Here is a 15,515-nt window from a genome sequence, read left to right as displayed (position 1 = left end):
CATGAAGACGCCGATTTTGCGCGCCATGGACAAAGCATGAAGGAGAATTCGATGACCAAGTTTGATGCGCAGCCGTCCAGCCGACTTTCCCTGACCCGCCGGCATTTCCTCGGCGTCGTGGTCGCGGTCGGCGCGGCGGGCACGCTGCCGGTTTCGGCTTTTGCACAGGCGCAGGCGCAAACACAGGCACAGCCGGCGACAGCCGCCCTCAATCCCGGTATCGCCCAGGCCATTGCCGATCACTTCTCGTCCATCAAGACGATGAAGGGCGGTTTCCTGCAGATCGGCCCGCGCGGCGATCAGATGAGCGGCTCTTTTTTCATCCAGCGCCCCGGCAAGATGCGTTTCAACTACGATCCGCCGTCCCGCATGCGCGTCATCTGCGATGGCAATAACGTGCAGGTCATCAACGACCAGACGCAAACCAGAAACATGTATCAGCTGTCGAAGACGCCGCTGAGCCTGCTGCTGGCCAATAAGATCGACCTTTCCGCCGATATGGTGCGCGATGTCGATTCCAAACCGGATCTCACCAAGATCACGCTCGGCAACCGTACCGTCTTCGGTGATTCCACCATCACGATGATTTTCGATTCGAAGAGCTACGATCTGCGCCAATGGACCGTGATCGATCCGCAGGGCAAGACGACCGACGTCATCATCAACAATGTGAAGACCAATGTCGCCTTCGACGACAGTGTTTTCCGCATCGATTATACCCGCTGATCGCCCTCTCCACATTCGGCCGCAGGGTAAGTGCCGAATGGCGCTTTCCTTTCCGTGGCGGCCGGTCTAAAGCCTTAGACCTGACTGGAGGGCCTAGCGTTTCACCGAATCGCCCGGCTGTTCCGGCTGTCTGTTTTGACGCAATTCCGGACGGAAAACCGCTGCGCACTTTTCCTGGAATTGTTCTTGGGGAAAGGTTCGGGCATGGGATTGTCGATTGCGACGTGGAACATCAACTCGGTGCGGCTGCGCATGCCCATCGTCGAGCAGTTCGTCATGCAGGCCCGGCCCGACATCCTCTGCCTGCAGGAAACCAAGGTTCCGAACGAGCTTTTCCCCTATGCTCCCTTACGCGCCCTCGGCTATGAACACATCATCGTCCACGGCCAGAAGGGCTATCATGGCGTCGCGATCGCCTCGCGCATCCCGTTGAGCGAGGATCATCGGCAGGATTATTGCAATGTCGGTGACAGCAGGCATATCTCGGCGATCTTCGAGCGTGGCGGCCGGCGCGTGCGCCTGCATAATTTCTACGTCCCGGCCGGTGGCGACGAGCCGGATCGGACCATCAATCCGAAGTTCGGCCACAAGCTCGATTTCATCGAGGAAATGAAGCGGCTGCATGCCAATGCCGAACAGAATACCTCCGCGATCCTCGTCGGCGATCTCAATATCGCGCCGCTGGAGCATGACGTCTGGTCGCATAAGCAGCTGCTGAAGATCGTCAGCCATACGCCAGTGGAAACCGACGGGCTGATCGAGGTGATGAAGCGCGGCGCCTGGCTCGATCTCATGCGCCAGCACGTGCCGGAAAACGAAAAGCTCTATACGTGGTGGAGCTACCGCGCCAAGGATTGGGAGGCTGCCGATCGCGGCCGCCGCCTCGACCACATCTGGTCATCCTCCGATCTCGGCCCGCTCCTGCAGCGGATCGATATCCTCAAGGCGGCGCGCGGCTGGGATCGTCCGTCCGACCATGTGCCCGTGACGGCGCATTTCAATCTCTGAGTGGGGCGAGTTTTTCAAGAAAAGCGGCCGAGCAATGCGGCCGCTTGCCGCGCAAGTGTTGCGAAGTTTTCGCGGATGCGGTTCTGGATCAGCAGGCCGGCGTCGGGATATTCCTCGATCAGCCGGTGGAAGAGGGCACGCGTGATGCGGATCACGTCGGATTCCTCGGCGGCAACAGCCGTGTATTTCCGCTCCACCAAGGTCACCATCGCCAGTTCCGAAAGCATGGTGCCTGCCTGGACTATCGCTTCCACCTGTTTCTGGCCGTCGGCATCGATGATGCTGAGCTCGAAACTGCCTCGCGTGATGACATAGGCGCATTCGGCCGGCGATTTTTCCCGGAACAGCGTCTGGCCCTCATTCACATGGCGGCGGTCGGCGCCGAAAGCGATCAGCCGCAGCGGCTCATCGCCCATGCCGTGAAACAGCGGCAGTTGCGACAGCAGTCGGATATCGTCGTTCAGCGCCATCGATCGCCTATGGAATGATCTTGTAACCGCCGTTTTCCGTCACCAGGATCTCGGCATTGGAAGGGTCGCGCTCGATTTTCTGGCGGAGGCGGTAGACGTGGGTTTCGAGCGTATGGGTGGTGACGCCGGAATTATAGCCCCAGACTTCTTCGAGAAGGATATCGCGGGTCACGACCTTCTGGTCGGCCCGATAGAGATACCGGATGATGGCGGCTTCCTTTTCCGTGAGCCGGATCTTCTGCCCGTCTTCCGTGGTGAGCAGCTTCTGGCTCGGCTTGAAGAGGTAGCGTCCTACAGTGAAGGTCGCATCTTCGCTCTGCTCGTGCTGGCGCAATTGCGCGCGGATGCGGGCGAGCAGCACGGCGAAGCGGAAAGGCTTGGTCACGTAATCATTCGCGCCGGCTTCCAGGCCGAGGATGGTGTCGGAATCAGTGTCATGGCCCGTCAACATGATGATCGGCGCCTTGAAGCCGTTCTTGCGCAGCAGTTTCACCGCTTCGCGGCCGTCCATGTCAGGCAGCCCGACATCCATGATGAGGAGATCGACAGGCACGGTGCGCGCGGTCTGCACGCCCTTTCCGGCGGTGGCTTCCTGCAGGACGTTGAATTCCTCGTAAAGCGACAATTGCTCGACCAGCATCTCGCGAAGGTCGTTATCATCGTCCACCAGGAGAATGGTGCGTGCGGTCATGCCGTTCGGATCCTCGTTCTAATCCCACCTAAGTCCTACGCCAAATTGCATTTTTGGCAAGTCGCGACGCGGCTCAGGCTTGGTCGTTTGACTGAAACTGCTATGATTTCAAATGAAATCACACGCAAAGCAAAAACATGTGAGGAAAATGGAAAAGACAAGGGCGGCGGTCAGGCGGACCGCTTCCACCATCGTCGTGCGCCCCGCGCCGGGCAAGAGGACCCGAGCGCTGGTGCAGATCGGATCACTTGTCATGCCGGCGGCAATCGGCAGATCGGGGCGCAGCATCTTGAAGCGGGAAGGGGACGGCGCGACGCCGATCGCCTGCATGAAGCTGCTTTATGGCTTCACGCGCGGCGATCACGTCCGCTTTCTCAAGACGAGCCTGCCGATGCGGCGTATCCGCAAGGACATGCTCTGGTGCGATCAGCCTGACAATGCCAACTACAACAGGCTGGTGAAGGCTCCCTTCAAGCCGGGCCACGAGGAAATGCGGCGGAGCGACGGTCTCTATGACATATGTCTCGTGCTCGACTGGAACGTGACTTCGCGCCGGCGTCATTGCGGCTCGGCGATCTTCTTCCATCTGATCAGGCCGGGCTACGAGCCGACGGCAGGATGCGTTGCGATCAGTCTTCGCGACATGCAGCGCATCCTTCCGCTGTTGCGCAAGGGAACGACTATCCGGGTTGTCTGAGCGGCGGCCCGGGGTTAGAATTCCAACATCCTCGACCATATGGGCTTTTACCGGCGCGCCCGCGCAGGGCTTGGCCCGGTCCTTTCATTTCGAATTTAAAATCACGCCTTCACTCCACCCTCTCTCATCCTTTGGAGACTTATCGTGACCACGCAACCGACAATCACTTTCAATGACGGCAATTCCATTCCGCAGGTCGGCCTCGGCGTCTGGCAGACGCCGGAAAACGTCGCGCCGATGGCGGTCAGCACAGCGCTGAAAGCCGGCTACCGCCATGTCGATACGGCGGCCATTTATGCCAACGAGGATGGCGTCGGCGAAGGCATGCGCCAGTCTGGCGTCGCCCGCAAGGACATCTATCTCACAACCAAACTCTGGAACGAGGAGCAGGGCTTCGATTCCACGCTGAAGGCCTTCGACCAAAGCCTGAAGCGCCTCGGCACTGATTACGTCGATCTATACCTCATCCACTGGCCGTCACCGCATCGCAACCGCTATCTCGATACCTGGAAGGCTTTCGTCCGTCTCAAGGAAGAAGGCCGCGCGCGGTCGATCGGCGTTTCCAACTTCGCCAAGGAGCATCTTGACCGCATCATCGGCGAAACCGGCGTGACACCTGTGCTCAATCAGATCGAGCTGCACCCGACCTTCCAGCAGAAGGCGCTTCGCGAGGTGCACGACAAGCTCGGCATCAAGACGGAATCCTGGAGCCCGCTCGGCCAGGGCAAGCTTCTCACCAATGCCGTTATCGGCAAGGTCGCCGCCAAGCACGGCCGCACGCCGGCGCAGGTCATCATCCGCTGGCATATCGACAACGGCCTGATCGTCATCCCGAAGTCGGTGACCCCGAGCCGCATCGAGGAAAACCTCAGGGTTTTCGATTTCAAGCTCGATGGCGACGATCTGGCCGAGATCGCCAAGCTCGATTCGGCTGGCGGTCGCATCGGTCCGGATCCGCTGACGGCGAGCTTTTGATTTCAGAAATCGAACTCTGGAGGGCCGGAAGCATTTGCGTCCGGCCTTTTCGCTATAAGCGGATCATAGCGCTTCTTCTGAAAAAGACGCTCGCTTCGCGCAGGCAAAACCGGTGAGTGCGATTGCCGATGCCCCGACGATTAGCAGAGCGGCCACCGCAAAGGTGATCTGCATTCCGCTTGCCACCGCCTGCGGCGCTGCGGTGGTAATGTCCGTGGTTCCCGAGGCCAGCGTGAAGACTGCGCCCATGACGGATGCGCCGGTGATCAGGCCGAGATTTCGCGACAGGTTCAGCATACCCGATATGACGCCGCGCTGCTCGGATTGGATATCAGTCATGACCATGGTGTTATTGGCCGCCTGAAACAGCGCGTAGTTTGCCGTGACGACGGCGATCGGCCCGATGTAACCGGCCGCTCCGAACCTACCTTGCATGGCCGAGAGCAGGAAGAGGCCGGCTATCATGCCGGCGAGGCCTGCGATCGTCATGCGGTGAGTGCCGAAACGGTCGACGATGCGGCCTGCCGGCACGCCCATCAATGCCGCCACCAGCGGACCCGCCGACATGATGGCGCCGACTTCAGCCGCGTCGAAACCGAGTGCGGAAGAGAGGTAGAAGGGGCCGACCACCAGCGTCGCCATCATCACGGTCGAAACCAATGTGCTCATGGCAAGGCCCGCCGTCAGCGTCGAATCGCGGAACATGGAAAGGCGCAGCAGCGGCGATTTCACCTTGGCTTGCGAAAGCAGGAACAGTGCCGTTCCGAAAGCCGTGGCCAGCAGGAGGCCGATATTTACCCCGCCGAAGCTGCCGCGCCCTATGGTCATTGCCAGCGCATAGGCGGCAAGCGTCAGCGCCAGCAGCAGGGTGCCGATCGCATCCGGCCGCCCCTGCGTGGTTTTTTCGTTCGGACGATCCGCCGACAGGAAGCGCGCGGCGAGCAGGACGTTTACAATGCCGAGCGGCACGTTGATCAGGAAGATGGTCTTCCAGCCGAAGCCGGCGATCAGGATGCCGCCGAGCGACGGGCCGAGCGTGGTGCCGATCGCAGACATGGTGCCGAGCAGGCCCATGGCGCTGCCGGTCCTCTCCTTGGGAACGGTTTCGCCGACCATCGCGACAGTGAGCGCCATCATCATTGCTGCGCCTAGGCCCTGAAAAGCTCTGGCGGCAAGCAGGAGGGAAAGCGTCGGAGCGATGCCGCAGAAAAGGGAGGCGAGGGTGAAGAGGCTGATTCCGATCAGCAGCAGGCGCCGCCGGCCGAAAATGTCGCCCAGGCGCCCGACGCTGACGATCAGCGTGGTGATAGCGAGCAGATAGGCAAGCACGATCCATTGCGCCTGCTGGAAGGAGGCGCCGAATGCCTGTGCAAGTGTCGGCAGAGCGATATTGGCAATGCTGGTGCCGAGCGACGGCATCAGCATGGAAAGCGAGAGGCTGGCGAGCGCCCAGCGGGTCGAGGATGCTGATTTTGTGTGGCCGGCTTTGCCCGGATTTTCGATGATTGGCTGCAACATGAGCTCCATTTCTGGTGACGTCTAAAAAGTCCCGGCAGAAAGGTAGTTCTCGACGCGATATGGCGGAATGCGCAGCATTTGCACTTCATTCGTGCGTTTGACGCTATATCTTATACAAACCGTGCTATGCTCTCCTCATGTCCACGCCCGATCTCAACCTGCTTGTTACCCTGAATGTCCTGCTTGCCGAAGGCAGCGTTGCGCGTGCTGCCCGGAGGCTGCGGCTGAGCCCATCGGCGATGAGCCGGCAGCTGGCGCGCCTGCGCGAGACGATGGGGGATCCGCTGCTGGTTCGGGCGGGGCGGGGGCTCGTGCCGACGCCGCGGGCGCTGGAGCTACGCGAGCGCGTCGGTCATCTCATTCAGGAGGCGGAGGCCGCCTTGCGGCCCGCCCAAAGCCTCGATCTGAAGCAGCTTGCTCGAATCTTCACGCTGCGCACCCGCGAAGGCTTCGTGGAGAACTTTGGTGCCGAACTGATTGCGCGCATTGCTGAGCAGGCGCCTGGCGTTCGGCTCTACTTCACGCAGAAGTTGGACAAGGACAGCACACCTTTGCGCGATGGGACGATCGACTTCGAGACTGGTATTGTCGGCGGCGATACAGGTCCGGAGCTCAGGACGCAGGCGCTGTTCCGCGATCGCTTCATCGGCGTGGTCCGGCGCCGACATCCGTTGAGCGAGGGTGTTGTGACGCCGGAGCGCTACGCCGCGGGACAGCATATCCTCGTTTCGCGGCGCGGCCTCCAAAAAGGGCAGATCGACGAGATGCTGGAAAAGCTGGGCCTGAAGCGACAGATCGCAACGATTGTCGGCAGCTTCTCGGCTGCGCTGGCCTTGGTGCGCGCCTCCGACCTGATCGTCAGTGTGCCGGAGCGTTATACGGGCAATCTGCGTGTTGACATGTACAGTTTCGCACTGCCGGTGCCGACATCGGACGTCATGATCTCGCTGCTCTGGCATCCGCGGATGGATGCGGATCCGGCGCATCGCTGGCTGCGGGGCTGCATTCGCGATGTCTGCGCCGAGCGGCGTTCGGAGCGATCAACTGGATTCGAAGTCGGCTAGATAATTGCGTAGCAGGCGGTCAAAAGCCTTTCGTTCGCCTTCGGAAAGAGTGGAGATCAGGCGTGCCTGCGTTTCGACATGTGCCGTCACCGCCGCATCGATAAGCTCGAAGCCTTTCGGCGTCAGGGATATCAGGAAGCTGCGGCCATCATCCGGGTTCTGGCTGCGCGTGACGAGGCCGGCCCTCTCCAGCTGATCGATGCGATTGGTCATCGTGCCCGACGACACCATCATCGTATCCATCAGATCACTAGGGGAGAGAGTATAGGGCTCCCCCGAGCGGCGCAGGGTCGCCAGCATGTCGAAGTTCGCCGCGTTCAGGCCGAAACGGCCGAAGGTCTTCTCCATCTCGCGGGAGAGATGGAGCGCGAGATTGCGCATGCGCCCGAACAGGCCCATGGCCGTCGTGTCGAGATCCGGCCGTTCGCGGCGCCACTGCGCGAGAATTTTATCGATGCGATCCATGTCAAGACCTCGCCATGATTTTATCTTGACGTCAAGACATTTCGATTTATCTTGAGGTCAAGATAAATTTCGAGACTGATGCCATGAATCGCAATTTCGACCTGTTGCTCACCGCCATCGCGCCGGCGATCTGGGGCAGCACCTATTTGGTAACGACGCAGCTTCTGCCGGTCGGTTATCCACTGACTGTCGCCATGCTGCGGGCGCTGCCGGCCGGCTTGTTGCTGCTCCTGATCGTGCGGCGGCTGCCGCATGGGGTCTGGTGGCTGAAGTCGCTGGTTCTTGGGGCGCTGAATTTCTCCATCTTCTGGTGGCTGCTGTTCATTTCGGCTTATCGGCTGCCCGGTGGCGTGGCCGCGACGGTCGGTGCCGTCCAGCCGCTGATCGTCATCGTGCTGGCGCGGTTGCTGCTGGGCTCGCCGATCCGTAGTCTTTCGATTGTTGCCGCGATTGCCGGCATCGGCGGTGTCGGGCTGCTGATCCTGACGCCGAATGCGACGCTCGATCCGATCGGCATTGTTGCGGGCATCGGCGGTGCTTTCTCCATGGCAGCCGGCACCGTCCTCAGCCGCCGCTGGCGGCCTGATGTCTCGCCGCTGACCTTCACGGCATGGCAATTGACGGCAGGCGGTGTGCTTTTGCTGCCAGTGGCGCTGCTGCTTGAGCCGCCGCTGCCGCATCTGACCGGAGCCAACATTCTCGGCTTCGCCTATCTCGGGCTGATCGGCGCAGCACTCACCTATATTCTCTGGTTTCAGGGTCTGTCGCGGCTGGAGCCCTCTATGGTCTCGCCGCTCGGCTTCCTCAGCCCGACGACGGCGGTCATCCTGGGGTGGGCCGTGCTCGGCCAGCAGCTGAGCCCGATGCAGATCTTTGGCATCGTCACCGTGCTCGCCAGCGTCTGGCTCAGCCAGCGAGCGCAGCTGGGTCCGGCCGCTCAACCCTCTTCCCCCTCGGGGAGAAGGTGGCCCGCCCTTCGATAAACTCATGAGGTCGGATGAGGGGATTTCACCGGCAGAATTCATGAATTTCAGTGCGCTTGGCGGGGCACCCCTCATCCGCTTGGCGGCACCTTCTCCCCGAGGGGAGAAGAAGTGCGCGGCACCGACCTCACCTCATATGCGGCTGCTCTGCCTACAAACGAAAAGGGCGGCCCTTGCAGCCGCCCTTCGTCATTCATGCCTTCAGGCCGATCACTTCCACTCGCGGATATCGACGAAGTGGCCTGCGATTGCGGCAGCTGCGGCCATGGCCGGCGAGACCAGATGGGTGCGGCCCTTGAAGCCCTGGCGGCCTTCGAAGTTGCGGTTCGAGGTCGAGGCGCAGCGCTCGCCCGGCTTCAGGCGGTCGTCGTTCATGGCGAGGCACATGGAACAGCCAGGCTCGCGCCAGTCGAAGCCGGCAGCCTTGAAGATCTTGTCGAGGCCTTCGGCCTCGGCCTGTTCCTTCACGAGGCCGGAGCCCGGCACGATCATGGCGTTGACCGTGGAAGCAACCGTCTTGCCTTCGACGACCTTGGCGACAGCGCGCAGGTCTTCGATGCGGCCATTGGTACAGGAGCCGATGAAGACGCGATCGATGTTGATCTCGGTCATCGGGGTGCCCGGCTTCAGGCCCATATAGTCGAGCGCACGCCACTTGGAGGCGCGCTTGGTCTCGTCCTGGATTTCGTCCGGGTTCGGAACGATACCCTGAACGGAGATGACGTCTTCCGGCGAGGAACCCCAGGAGACGATCGGCGGCAGGCTTGCGGCATCGAGCTTGACGATGCGGTCGTAATGCGCGCCTTCGTCGGACTTCAGCGTCTTCCAGTAGGCGATCGCCTGTTCCAGCGCTTCGCCCTTCGGCGCGCGCGGCTTGCCCTTGATATATTCGAAGGTGACCTCATCCGGAGCGATCAGGCCAGCGCGGGCGCCGCCTTCGATCGACATGTTGCAGATGGTCATGCGGCCTTCCATCGATAGCGAGCGAATGGCTTCGCCAGCATATTCGATGACGTAGCCGGTGCCGCCTGCGGTGCCGATTTCGCCTATGATGGCGAGGATAATGTCCTTGGCGGTGACGCCCGGCGGAAGCTGGCCGTCGACCTGCACCAGCATGTTCTTGGCCTTTTTCTGGATCAGCGTCTGCGTGGCAAGCACATGTTCGACTTCGGAGGTGCCGATACCATGGGCCAGGGAGCCGAAGGCGCCGTGGGTCGAGGTGTGGCTGTCACCGCAGACGATGGTCATGCCGGGCAGGGTGAAGCCCTGCTCAGGACCGATGATGTGAACGATGCCCTGACGCTTGTCGTTCTCGGAGTAGTATTCCACGCCGAATTCGGCGGCATTCTTGGCGAGCTGCTCGACCTGAATGCGGCTTTCCTCGTTCTTGATGCCGAGGTGGCGATCCGGCGAGGTCGGGACATTGTGGTCGACGACAGCCAGCGTCTTCTGCGGCGCGTGAACCTTGCGGCCGGACATGCGCAGACCTTCGAAAGCCTGCGGCGACGTCACCTCGTGAACGAGATGACGGTCGATATAGAGAAGACAGGTGCCGTCTTCTTGGGCGTCGACCAGATGGTCGTCCCAGATTTTATCGTACAGTGTGCGTGGAGCGCTCATGGCTACAAATCCATATTGGCATTATCGAAGATGGGGGTTGACGGATCAGGACCGCCGGCCTCGGGTGTGATCAGCGAAGTCGGCTGTTGAGCGCGCCCGAAATCATCGCAAAGAATCGTGCCGGCAGGCGCTTATGGTCCTGCAGCACGAAAGCCGTGACGTATCGTCCGTCTTTGCTCATGATCTTACTCATGGCCATGCTCATATCAATTTTCAAAACCTTCGGCAATGGCGACGACAGGCTGTATCGGAACGGCCGGGATCCGGCCGGACCAATCACACCTGTGCGCCTGGCGGTTGGCCCGCCGCCAAGCGAGGGAAAGCGGAGCGGTCGCTGCCTGAGCGGCGGCGCATCCAGGCTTCGAGTTGCCTGAGCAGCAGCGACAGGCCGATCGTCAGCAGCAGGTAGATGAAGGCGAGGATCGACAGCGTTTCGAAGTAGCGGAAATTGGCCGAGTAATAGAGCTTGGCGAGCTGGCTGATATCGGCGACGCCGAGCACGGACACGAGCGAACTGTCCTTCACCATGGCGATGAAATCATTCGACAGCGGCGGCAGGATGACGCGGATCGCCTGGGGGAAGACGACAAGCCGGAAGCGCTGGAAGCGGCTGAGGCCCAAGGCCTTTGCCGCTTCGATCTGGCCCTGGTCGACCGCCTGGATGCCAGCGCGGAAGATTTCGGCGATGAAGGACGAATAGCCGATCGTCAGCGCGATGATCGTGCGCCAGACGAAAGGCACATCGCGGGTGACGAGGGGCGTCGCCCAGCCTGCGGAGGCCAATGGAGACGTGATGAAGTTATAGACGGCGACAAAGGCCGGTGTGCCGACGAAGGCGACATAGGAGAGCAGCACCAGCATCGGGATGCCGCGCACGATCTCGATATAAAAGCGCGCCACCTGTCGCAGCACGAGGAAATCGGAAAGACCGAGCAGCGCCAGCGCCAGGCCGAGCAGCATGGCTAGCGTAAAGGCCACCAGCGTCACGAAGACCGTGACGCCGATGCCATTCAGCAGAAGAGAGAAAATCTGGGCATAGAGGCCGTTCGCCGCAATTACGAATGAGGCGGCGATGCCGAGGATAGCGAGGGCGACCAGCCACCAGGGAAAGTCTTCCTTGCCGCGGTGCCCGCCCGGACCTGCCAAAGGTGCCATCAGAGCGGGCTTCCAATATATCGGTCTTCAGAGTTCATTGGCCCATCTTGTAGTCGAGGAACCACTTCTTGTTCAGCGAGTCGAGCGTGCCGTCGGCCTTGAGGCTGGCAATGGCGGCATTGACCGGGGCGACAAGATCGGAACCCTTCTGGAAGATGAAGCCGAAATCCTCTGTGCCGAGCGGGCCGCCGACCAGCTTCAGGCCGCCATTGGAAGCGTCGACGTAGCCTTTGCCGGCCGTGCCGTCGGTCAGCACCATGTCGACGTCTCCGGTCTTCAGCGCCTGCACTGTCGCGCCGAAGGTTTCGAAGGTCTTGATGCGCGGATTCTGCTCGTTGCCGTCAAGGACTTCATAGACGGCGGTGTAGAAGGGCGTCGTGCCCGGCTGCGCGCCGATCAGGGCCTCCTTGACGGCGGCGAAGCTCTTGGCATCGGCAAAGCGCTTCTCGTCGCCGCGCACGAGCATGAACTGCTGCGAGCGCATATAGGGGTCGGAGAAATCGACCTTCTGCTTGCGGTCTTCCTTGATGGTGATGCCGGTCATGCCGATGTTGTACTGGCCTTCGGAAACGGCCTGGATCATCGCGTCCCAGCTGGTGTTCTGGTACTCGACCTTGAAGTTCAGACGCTTGGCGATCTCGTTCATTGCGTCATATTCCCAGCCGATCGCCTTGTTCGTTTTTGGGTCGATAAACTGCAGCGGCGGATAGGCATTCTCGGTGACGACGACGACCGTCTTGCCATTCAGGTTCGGAAGGTCGGCCGCAAAGGCGGCGAAAGGTGCAAGCACGAGGGCGCTGAGGCCCAGAAGGAACGAACGACGGAATGCCATGGAAATCTCCCCGATTAGCGTGGCGGGAAAGTGTCATATTTGGAAAGCGGATGGCAAGGTTATAGCCATCGTAGCGATCATAAAAAAGGAAAAGCAGCTCTAAAACATACGGCTGCCTAAGAAATTTCCGTTTGCCGCGTCGCATTGCGACAGGCAGTAAAAAAGGCGGCCCGAAGACCGCCTTCAATTGTCACAATCCGTCGGGATCGAAACTTATTCCGCTGCCGGCTCGGCTGCGGCGGCTGCAGCAGCTTCGGCAGCTGCCTTTGCTTCTGCAGCTTCTGCTGCTGCCTTTTCAGCTGCGAGTGCCTGAGCGGCTGCAACCTTCTCGGCTTCGATACGTGCCTTCTCGTCGGCCAGAGCCTGGCGCTCGGCATCGTTGAGCTTGCGGGCGCGGGTGCCGGTGTTTTCGACGATACGGGCAGCCTTACCGCGCAGGTCGCGCAGGTAGTAGAGCTTGGCGCGACGGACCTTACCGCGGCGAACGACTTCGACGCTTTCGATCATCGGCGAGTAAACCGGGAATACGCGCTCGACGCCTTCGCCGTAGGAGATCTTGCGAACGGTGAAGTTTTCCTGCAGGCCGCCGCCGGAGCGAGCGATGCAAACGCCTTCATAGGCCTGAACGCGGGTACGGTTGCCTTCCGTGACCTTTACGTTGACGCGAACGGTGTCGCCAGCGGAAAATTCGGGAAGGGTGCGCTTGGCTTCGATCTTGGCAGCCTGTTCGGCTTCCAATTGCTGAATGATGTTCATGTTATCAACCTCGTTGTTGCTTCAACAGCCAGAGCGCTCATCATTCTATCTTTGGTCGGACCCGGAGATCACGCCTCGGATGTATGCCCGTTCAGGCAGGAGCGAATACGTCTGCTCTTCTTTGCTGGTTGATGGGAAATTTCCCATGCCGGCCGCGCACATATCCTATTGTCACGCCTTTGTCACCCCTTGCGGCTGAATTAAGTGGCGATTGGTGCCAGTTTTGCGGCGCTTGAACCAATGTCGCTCATCTAGCCGGTGTTGCCGCTACTTCTTCCGCAATTCGTCCAGCAAATCCGGCCGGCGCGCTCGCGTCAGCTCTTCGGCCTTCTCCCTCTGCCATTTGGCGATCGCCGCGTGATTGCCCGAGGTGAGGATGGCGGGAATCTCGCGGCCTTCCCAGATCTGCGGTCGCGTATAATGCGGATGTTCCAGCAGGCCGCCTTCGAAGCTTTCATGAAGGCCGGAGAGGTCGTTGCCCATGACGCCGGGCAGGATGCGAACGATAGCGTCGAGGAGGATGAGGGCAGCCGGCTCGCCGCCCGAAAGGATATAGTCGCCGATCGAGACTTCCTCGAGGCCACGGCCGTCGATGACGCGCTGGTCGACGCCTTCGAAGCGGCCGCAGACGATGATGACGCCGTCGCCGCTTGCAAGCTCGCGCACACGCTTCTGCGTCAGCGGCTTGCCGCGCGGGCTCATCAGCAGGCGCGGGCGGCTGTCGTTTTCGCTGGCATGATCGATGGCGCGGGCAAGCACATCCGGTTTCAGCACCATGCCGGCGCCGCCGCCGGCCGGCGTGTCGTCGACGGTGCGGTGCTTGTCGGTGGCGAAATCACGGATCTGCACGGTGTCCAGCGACCATTGCCCGCGTTCCATCGCCTTGCCGGCAAGCGACGTGCCGAGATGGCCGGGAAACATCTCGGGATAAAGCGTCAGTATGGTCGCCCGAAAACTCATGGCGCGATCACTTCCTAATGAGGGCACTTCCCAATGAGGGTTACTTCTTCGTCTTGTCCTGCGGCTTTTCCGGCTTGCCGATGAGGTCATCGGGGCTGTCGATCAAGCCGGCGGCGAGCGGATCGATCAGGATCTTGCCTGCTTCGAGGTCGATTTCGAGCACGGCGGCTTCGGAAAAGGGGATCAGCACCGGGCGCTTGCCCGGCCCCTTCAGCTCCAATAGGTCGCCGGCGCCGAAATCATAGATGCCGCTGACGGTGCCGTAGCCGACGCCTTGGTCATCGACGGCTTCCAGCCCTTCGAGATCGGTGTAGAAGAATTCGTCGTCGTCGAGCTCGTCATCCGGCAGGTTGTCGCGCTCGATATAGAGTTCCAGCCCGTTCAGCGCCTCGGCGGCATTACGGTCGTTGATGCCGCGAAAGCGCACGATGACGACATTCTTGGCCTCGCGGATTTCCAGAACTTCGAAGCTGCGGCCATCCATGCTGTGCAGGTGGCCGTAATCGCCAAGTGCGGTCGGATCGGATGTATAGGCGCGGGCACGCACTTCGCCTCGCAAGCCCTGTGCAGCGCCGATGGTGGCCATCAATACCGGATTTTGCAGTTTCGTCATGGTCTCTTCGTCGATTGCCGGGATTATGCAGCAGATCCAAAATGCTACAGCGACCTTTGTCCACCCCATGTGACACGCGGCGCTGTCGTTGGTTCTCTCATAGGCTGAACATTTGCCGATGGGAAACAAAAAACGGGTGGCATGTCGCCATGCCACCCGTTTTCAATCAATGCGAGGTCCGATTACTCGGAAGCGGCAGCGGCGTCAGCAGCCTTCTGTGCCTTTTCGGCAGCGCGCTCCTGAGCCTTCTTGCCCGGCTTTGCCTTTTCCGGGTTGTTCTTGGCTTCGCGCTTTGCGATGCCGGCTTCGTTGAGGAAGCGCAGAACGCGGTCGGTCGGCTGTGCGCCGTGGTCGAGCCAATGCTTGATGCGTTCGACCTTCAGTTCAACGCGCTTGGCGTCGTCCTTGGCAAGCATCGGGTTCCAGGAGCCGAGGGTCTCCAGGAAACGGCCGTCGCGCGGCGAGCGAGCGTCGGCTACGACAACGTGGTAGTACGGGCGCTTCTTGGAGCCACCGCGGGCGAGACGAATTTTCAGTGCCATGTCAATTCTCCTTAGGCTTTTCTTGACCGCTTCGTTGTGCGGTATGGTTACGTCGCGCTGCTTTTCTCGTACCGCGTGATCCCGGTTCAAAACGCCCTGCGTCCTTCGGGATCATGCGGCCAGGGGTTACCCTTTGAAATCCGCAGCGATCTGTTCATGATGCCGGATGACTTCCTTGATGACGAAGTTCAGGAACTTCTCGGCGAAATCCGGGTCCAGATTGGCGTCCTTTGCCAGGCGGCGCAGGCGCTCGATCTGAAATTCTTCGCGCGCCGGGTCGGCCGGCGGCAGGTCGTACTTGGCCTTCAGCACGCCCACTTCCTTCGTGCAGCGGAAGCGCTCGGCCAGCATGTGCACCAGTGCGGCATCGATATTGTCGATCGACTGGCGGTATTTGCCCAGTTGGGCCTTTACGTCTGGATCAATCATGGGGGTCAACG

19 protein-coding genes are annotated in these 15,515 nt (G+C 60.8%); 6 read left to right on the top strand and 13 right to left on the bottom strand.

Annotated features, from left to right (window positions below):
* Positions 1–51 precede the first annotated feature (51 nt).
* Both DQ393_RS09205 and DQ393_RS09200 read left to right on the top strand, forming a co-directional pair.
* On the top strand, positions 52–726 hold the full coding sequence (locus DQ393_RS09205) for an outer-membrane lipoprotein carrier protein LolA (RefSeq protein ID WP_112341722.1): 675 nt from the start codon (positions 52–54) through the stop codon (positions 724–726).
* Positions 727–930: 204 nt separating this feature from the next.
* Entirely contained in the window at positions 931–1,734 is an 804-nt protein-coding gene (locus DQ393_RS09200; RefSeq protein WP_112341436.1) for an exodeoxyribonuclease III, read from the top strand.
* A 14-nt stretch (positions 1,735–1,748) separates the two neighbouring features.
* On the opposite strand, the gene DQ393_RS09195 is transcribed toward DQ393_RS09200, so the two are convergent.
* The gene (locus DQ393_RS09195; RefSeq protein ID WP_112341435.1) at positions 1,749–2,204 is read right to left on the bottom strand and encodes a cyclic nucleotide-binding domain-containing protein; all 456 of its coding nucleotides are present in this window, start codon (positions 2,202–2,204) and stop codon (positions 1,749–1,751) included.
* A 7-nt stretch (positions 2,205–2,211) separates the two neighbouring features.
* Positions 2,212–2,895, bottom strand: a complete 684-nt coding sequence (locus DQ393_RS09190) for a response regulator transcription factor (protein WP_092717256.1) — start codon at positions 2,893–2,895, stop codon at positions 2,212–2,214.
* Between the two features lie 148 nt (positions 2,896–3,043).
* Between DQ393_RS09190 and DQ393_RS09185 the strand changes: the two genes are divergently transcribed.
* Positions 3,044–3,592 carry a L,D-transpeptidase family protein gene (locus tag DQ393_RS09185; protein ID WP_112341434.1) on the top strand — a complete coding sequence of 183 codons (549 nt, stop codon included), beginning with the start codon at positions 3,044–3,046 and terminating at the stop codon, positions 3,590–3,592.
* A gap of 144 nt (positions 3,593–3,736) precedes the next feature.
* On the top strand, positions 3,737–4,567 hold the full coding sequence (locus tag DQ393_RS09180; protein WP_112341433.1) for an aldo/keto reductase: 831 nt from the start codon (positions 3,737–3,739) through the stop codon (positions 4,565–4,567).
* Between the two features lie 63 nt (positions 4,568–4,630).
* Here the strand turns inward: DQ393_RS09180 and DQ393_RS09175 are convergent, their stop codons facing one another.
* On the bottom strand, positions 4,631–6,085 hold the full coding sequence (locus DQ393_RS09175) for an MFS transporter (protein WP_112341432.1): 1,455 nt from the start codon (positions 6,083–6,085) through the stop codon (positions 4,631–4,633).
* Between the two features lie 137 nt (positions 6,086–6,222).
* On the opposite strand from DQ393_RS09175, the gene DQ393_RS09170 reads away from it, so the two are divergent.
* Positions 6,223–7,149: a LysR family transcriptional regulator gene (locus DQ393_RS09170; RefSeq protein WP_112341431.1), complete on the top strand. Its 927-nt coding sequence runs from the start codon at positions 6,223–6,225 to the stop codon at positions 7,147–7,149.
* On the opposite strand, the gene DQ393_RS09165 is transcribed toward DQ393_RS09170, so the two are convergent.
* Entirely contained in the window at positions 7,126–7,614 is a 489-nt protein-coding gene (locus tag DQ393_RS09165; protein ID WP_112341430.1) for a MarR family winged helix-turn-helix transcriptional regulator, read from the bottom strand. The two genes, DQ393_RS09170 and DQ393_RS09165, sit on opposite strands and share 24 nt — an antisense overlap.
* 83 nt (positions 7,615–7,697) lie before the next feature.
* Here DQ393_RS09165 and DQ393_RS09160 point away from each other — a divergent pair, with 83 nt between their 5' ends.
* Complete coding sequence (locus DQ393_RS09160) at positions 7,698–8,597, top strand: EamA family transporter (protein ID WP_112341429.1); 900 nt, start codon at positions 7,698–7,700, stop codon at positions 8,595–8,597.
* 210 nt (positions 8,598–8,807) lie between these two features.
* On the opposite strand, the gene leuC is transcribed toward DQ393_RS09160, so the two are convergent.
* From leuC to DQ393_RS09120, 9 genes are all read right to left on the bottom strand, one after another.
* Positions 8,808–10,217, bottom strand: a complete 1,410-nt coding sequence (gene leuC, locus DQ393_RS09155) for a 3-isopropylmalate dehydratase large subunit (protein ID WP_112341428.1) — start codon at positions 10,215–10,217, stop codon at positions 8,808–8,810.
* Between the two features lie 70 nt (positions 10,218–10,287).
* Positions 10,288–10,410: a hypothetical protein gene (locus DQ393_RS34105; RefSeq protein WP_280117190.1), complete on the bottom strand. Its 123-nt coding sequence runs from the start codon at positions 10,408–10,410 to the stop codon at positions 10,288–10,290.
* Positions 10,411–10,493: 83 nt separating this feature from the next.
* Positions 10,494–11,372, bottom strand: a complete 879-nt coding sequence (locus DQ393_RS09150) for an amino acid ABC transporter permease (protein ID WP_112341427.1) — start codon at positions 11,370–11,372, stop codon at positions 10,494–10,496.
* A 34-nt stretch (positions 11,373–11,406) separates the two neighbouring features.
* A complete protein-coding gene (locus tag DQ393_RS09145) occupies positions 11,407–12,204 on the bottom strand; it encodes a transporter substrate-binding domain-containing protein (protein WP_112341426.1) in 798 nt (265 codons plus the stop codon).
* A gap of 213 nt (positions 12,205–12,417) precedes the next feature.
* Positions 12,418–12,960 (bottom strand): 50S ribosomal protein L19, encoded by a 543-nt coding sequence (gene rplS / locus DQ393_RS09140; protein ID WP_075853612.1) that lies wholly within the window; start codon positions 12,958–12,960, stop codon positions 12,418–12,420.
* 267 nt (positions 12,961–13,227) lie between these two features.
* Positions 13,228–13,920: a tRNA (guanosine(37)-N1)-methyltransferase TrmD gene (gene trmD, locus DQ393_RS09135; protein ID WP_112341425.1), complete on the bottom strand. Its 693-nt coding sequence runs from the start codon at positions 13,918–13,920 to the stop codon at positions 13,228–13,230.
* 40 nt (positions 13,921–13,960) lie between these two features.
* The gene (gene rimM, locus DQ393_RS09130; protein ID WP_112341721.1) at positions 13,961–14,533 is read right to left on the bottom strand and encodes a ribosome maturation factor RimM; all 573 of its coding nucleotides are present in this window, start codon (positions 14,531–14,533) and stop codon (positions 13,961–13,963) included.
* A gap of 182 nt (positions 14,534–14,715) precedes the next feature.
* On the bottom strand, positions 14,716–15,075 hold the full coding sequence (gene rpsP, locus DQ393_RS09125) for a 30S ribosomal protein S16 (RefSeq protein WP_069614776.1): 360 nt from the start codon (positions 15,073–15,075) through the stop codon (positions 14,716–14,718).
* A gap of 126 nt (positions 15,076–15,201) precedes the next feature.
* Positions 15,202–15,504: a chorismate mutase gene (locus DQ393_RS09120; protein WP_069614775.1), complete on the bottom strand. Its 303-nt coding sequence runs from the start codon at positions 15,502–15,504 to the stop codon at positions 15,202–15,204.
* Positions 15,505–15,515 lie beyond the last annotated feature (11 nt).

Source organism: Martinezella tropici, assembly GCF_003287875.1.
Lineage (GTDB): Bacteria > Pseudomonadota > Alphaproteobacteria > Rhizobiales > Rhizobiaceae > Rhizobium > Rhizobium tropici_C.
Note: the sequence above shows the minus strand (reverse complement) of the source record. Positions and strands in the feature narration are given on the sequence as shown.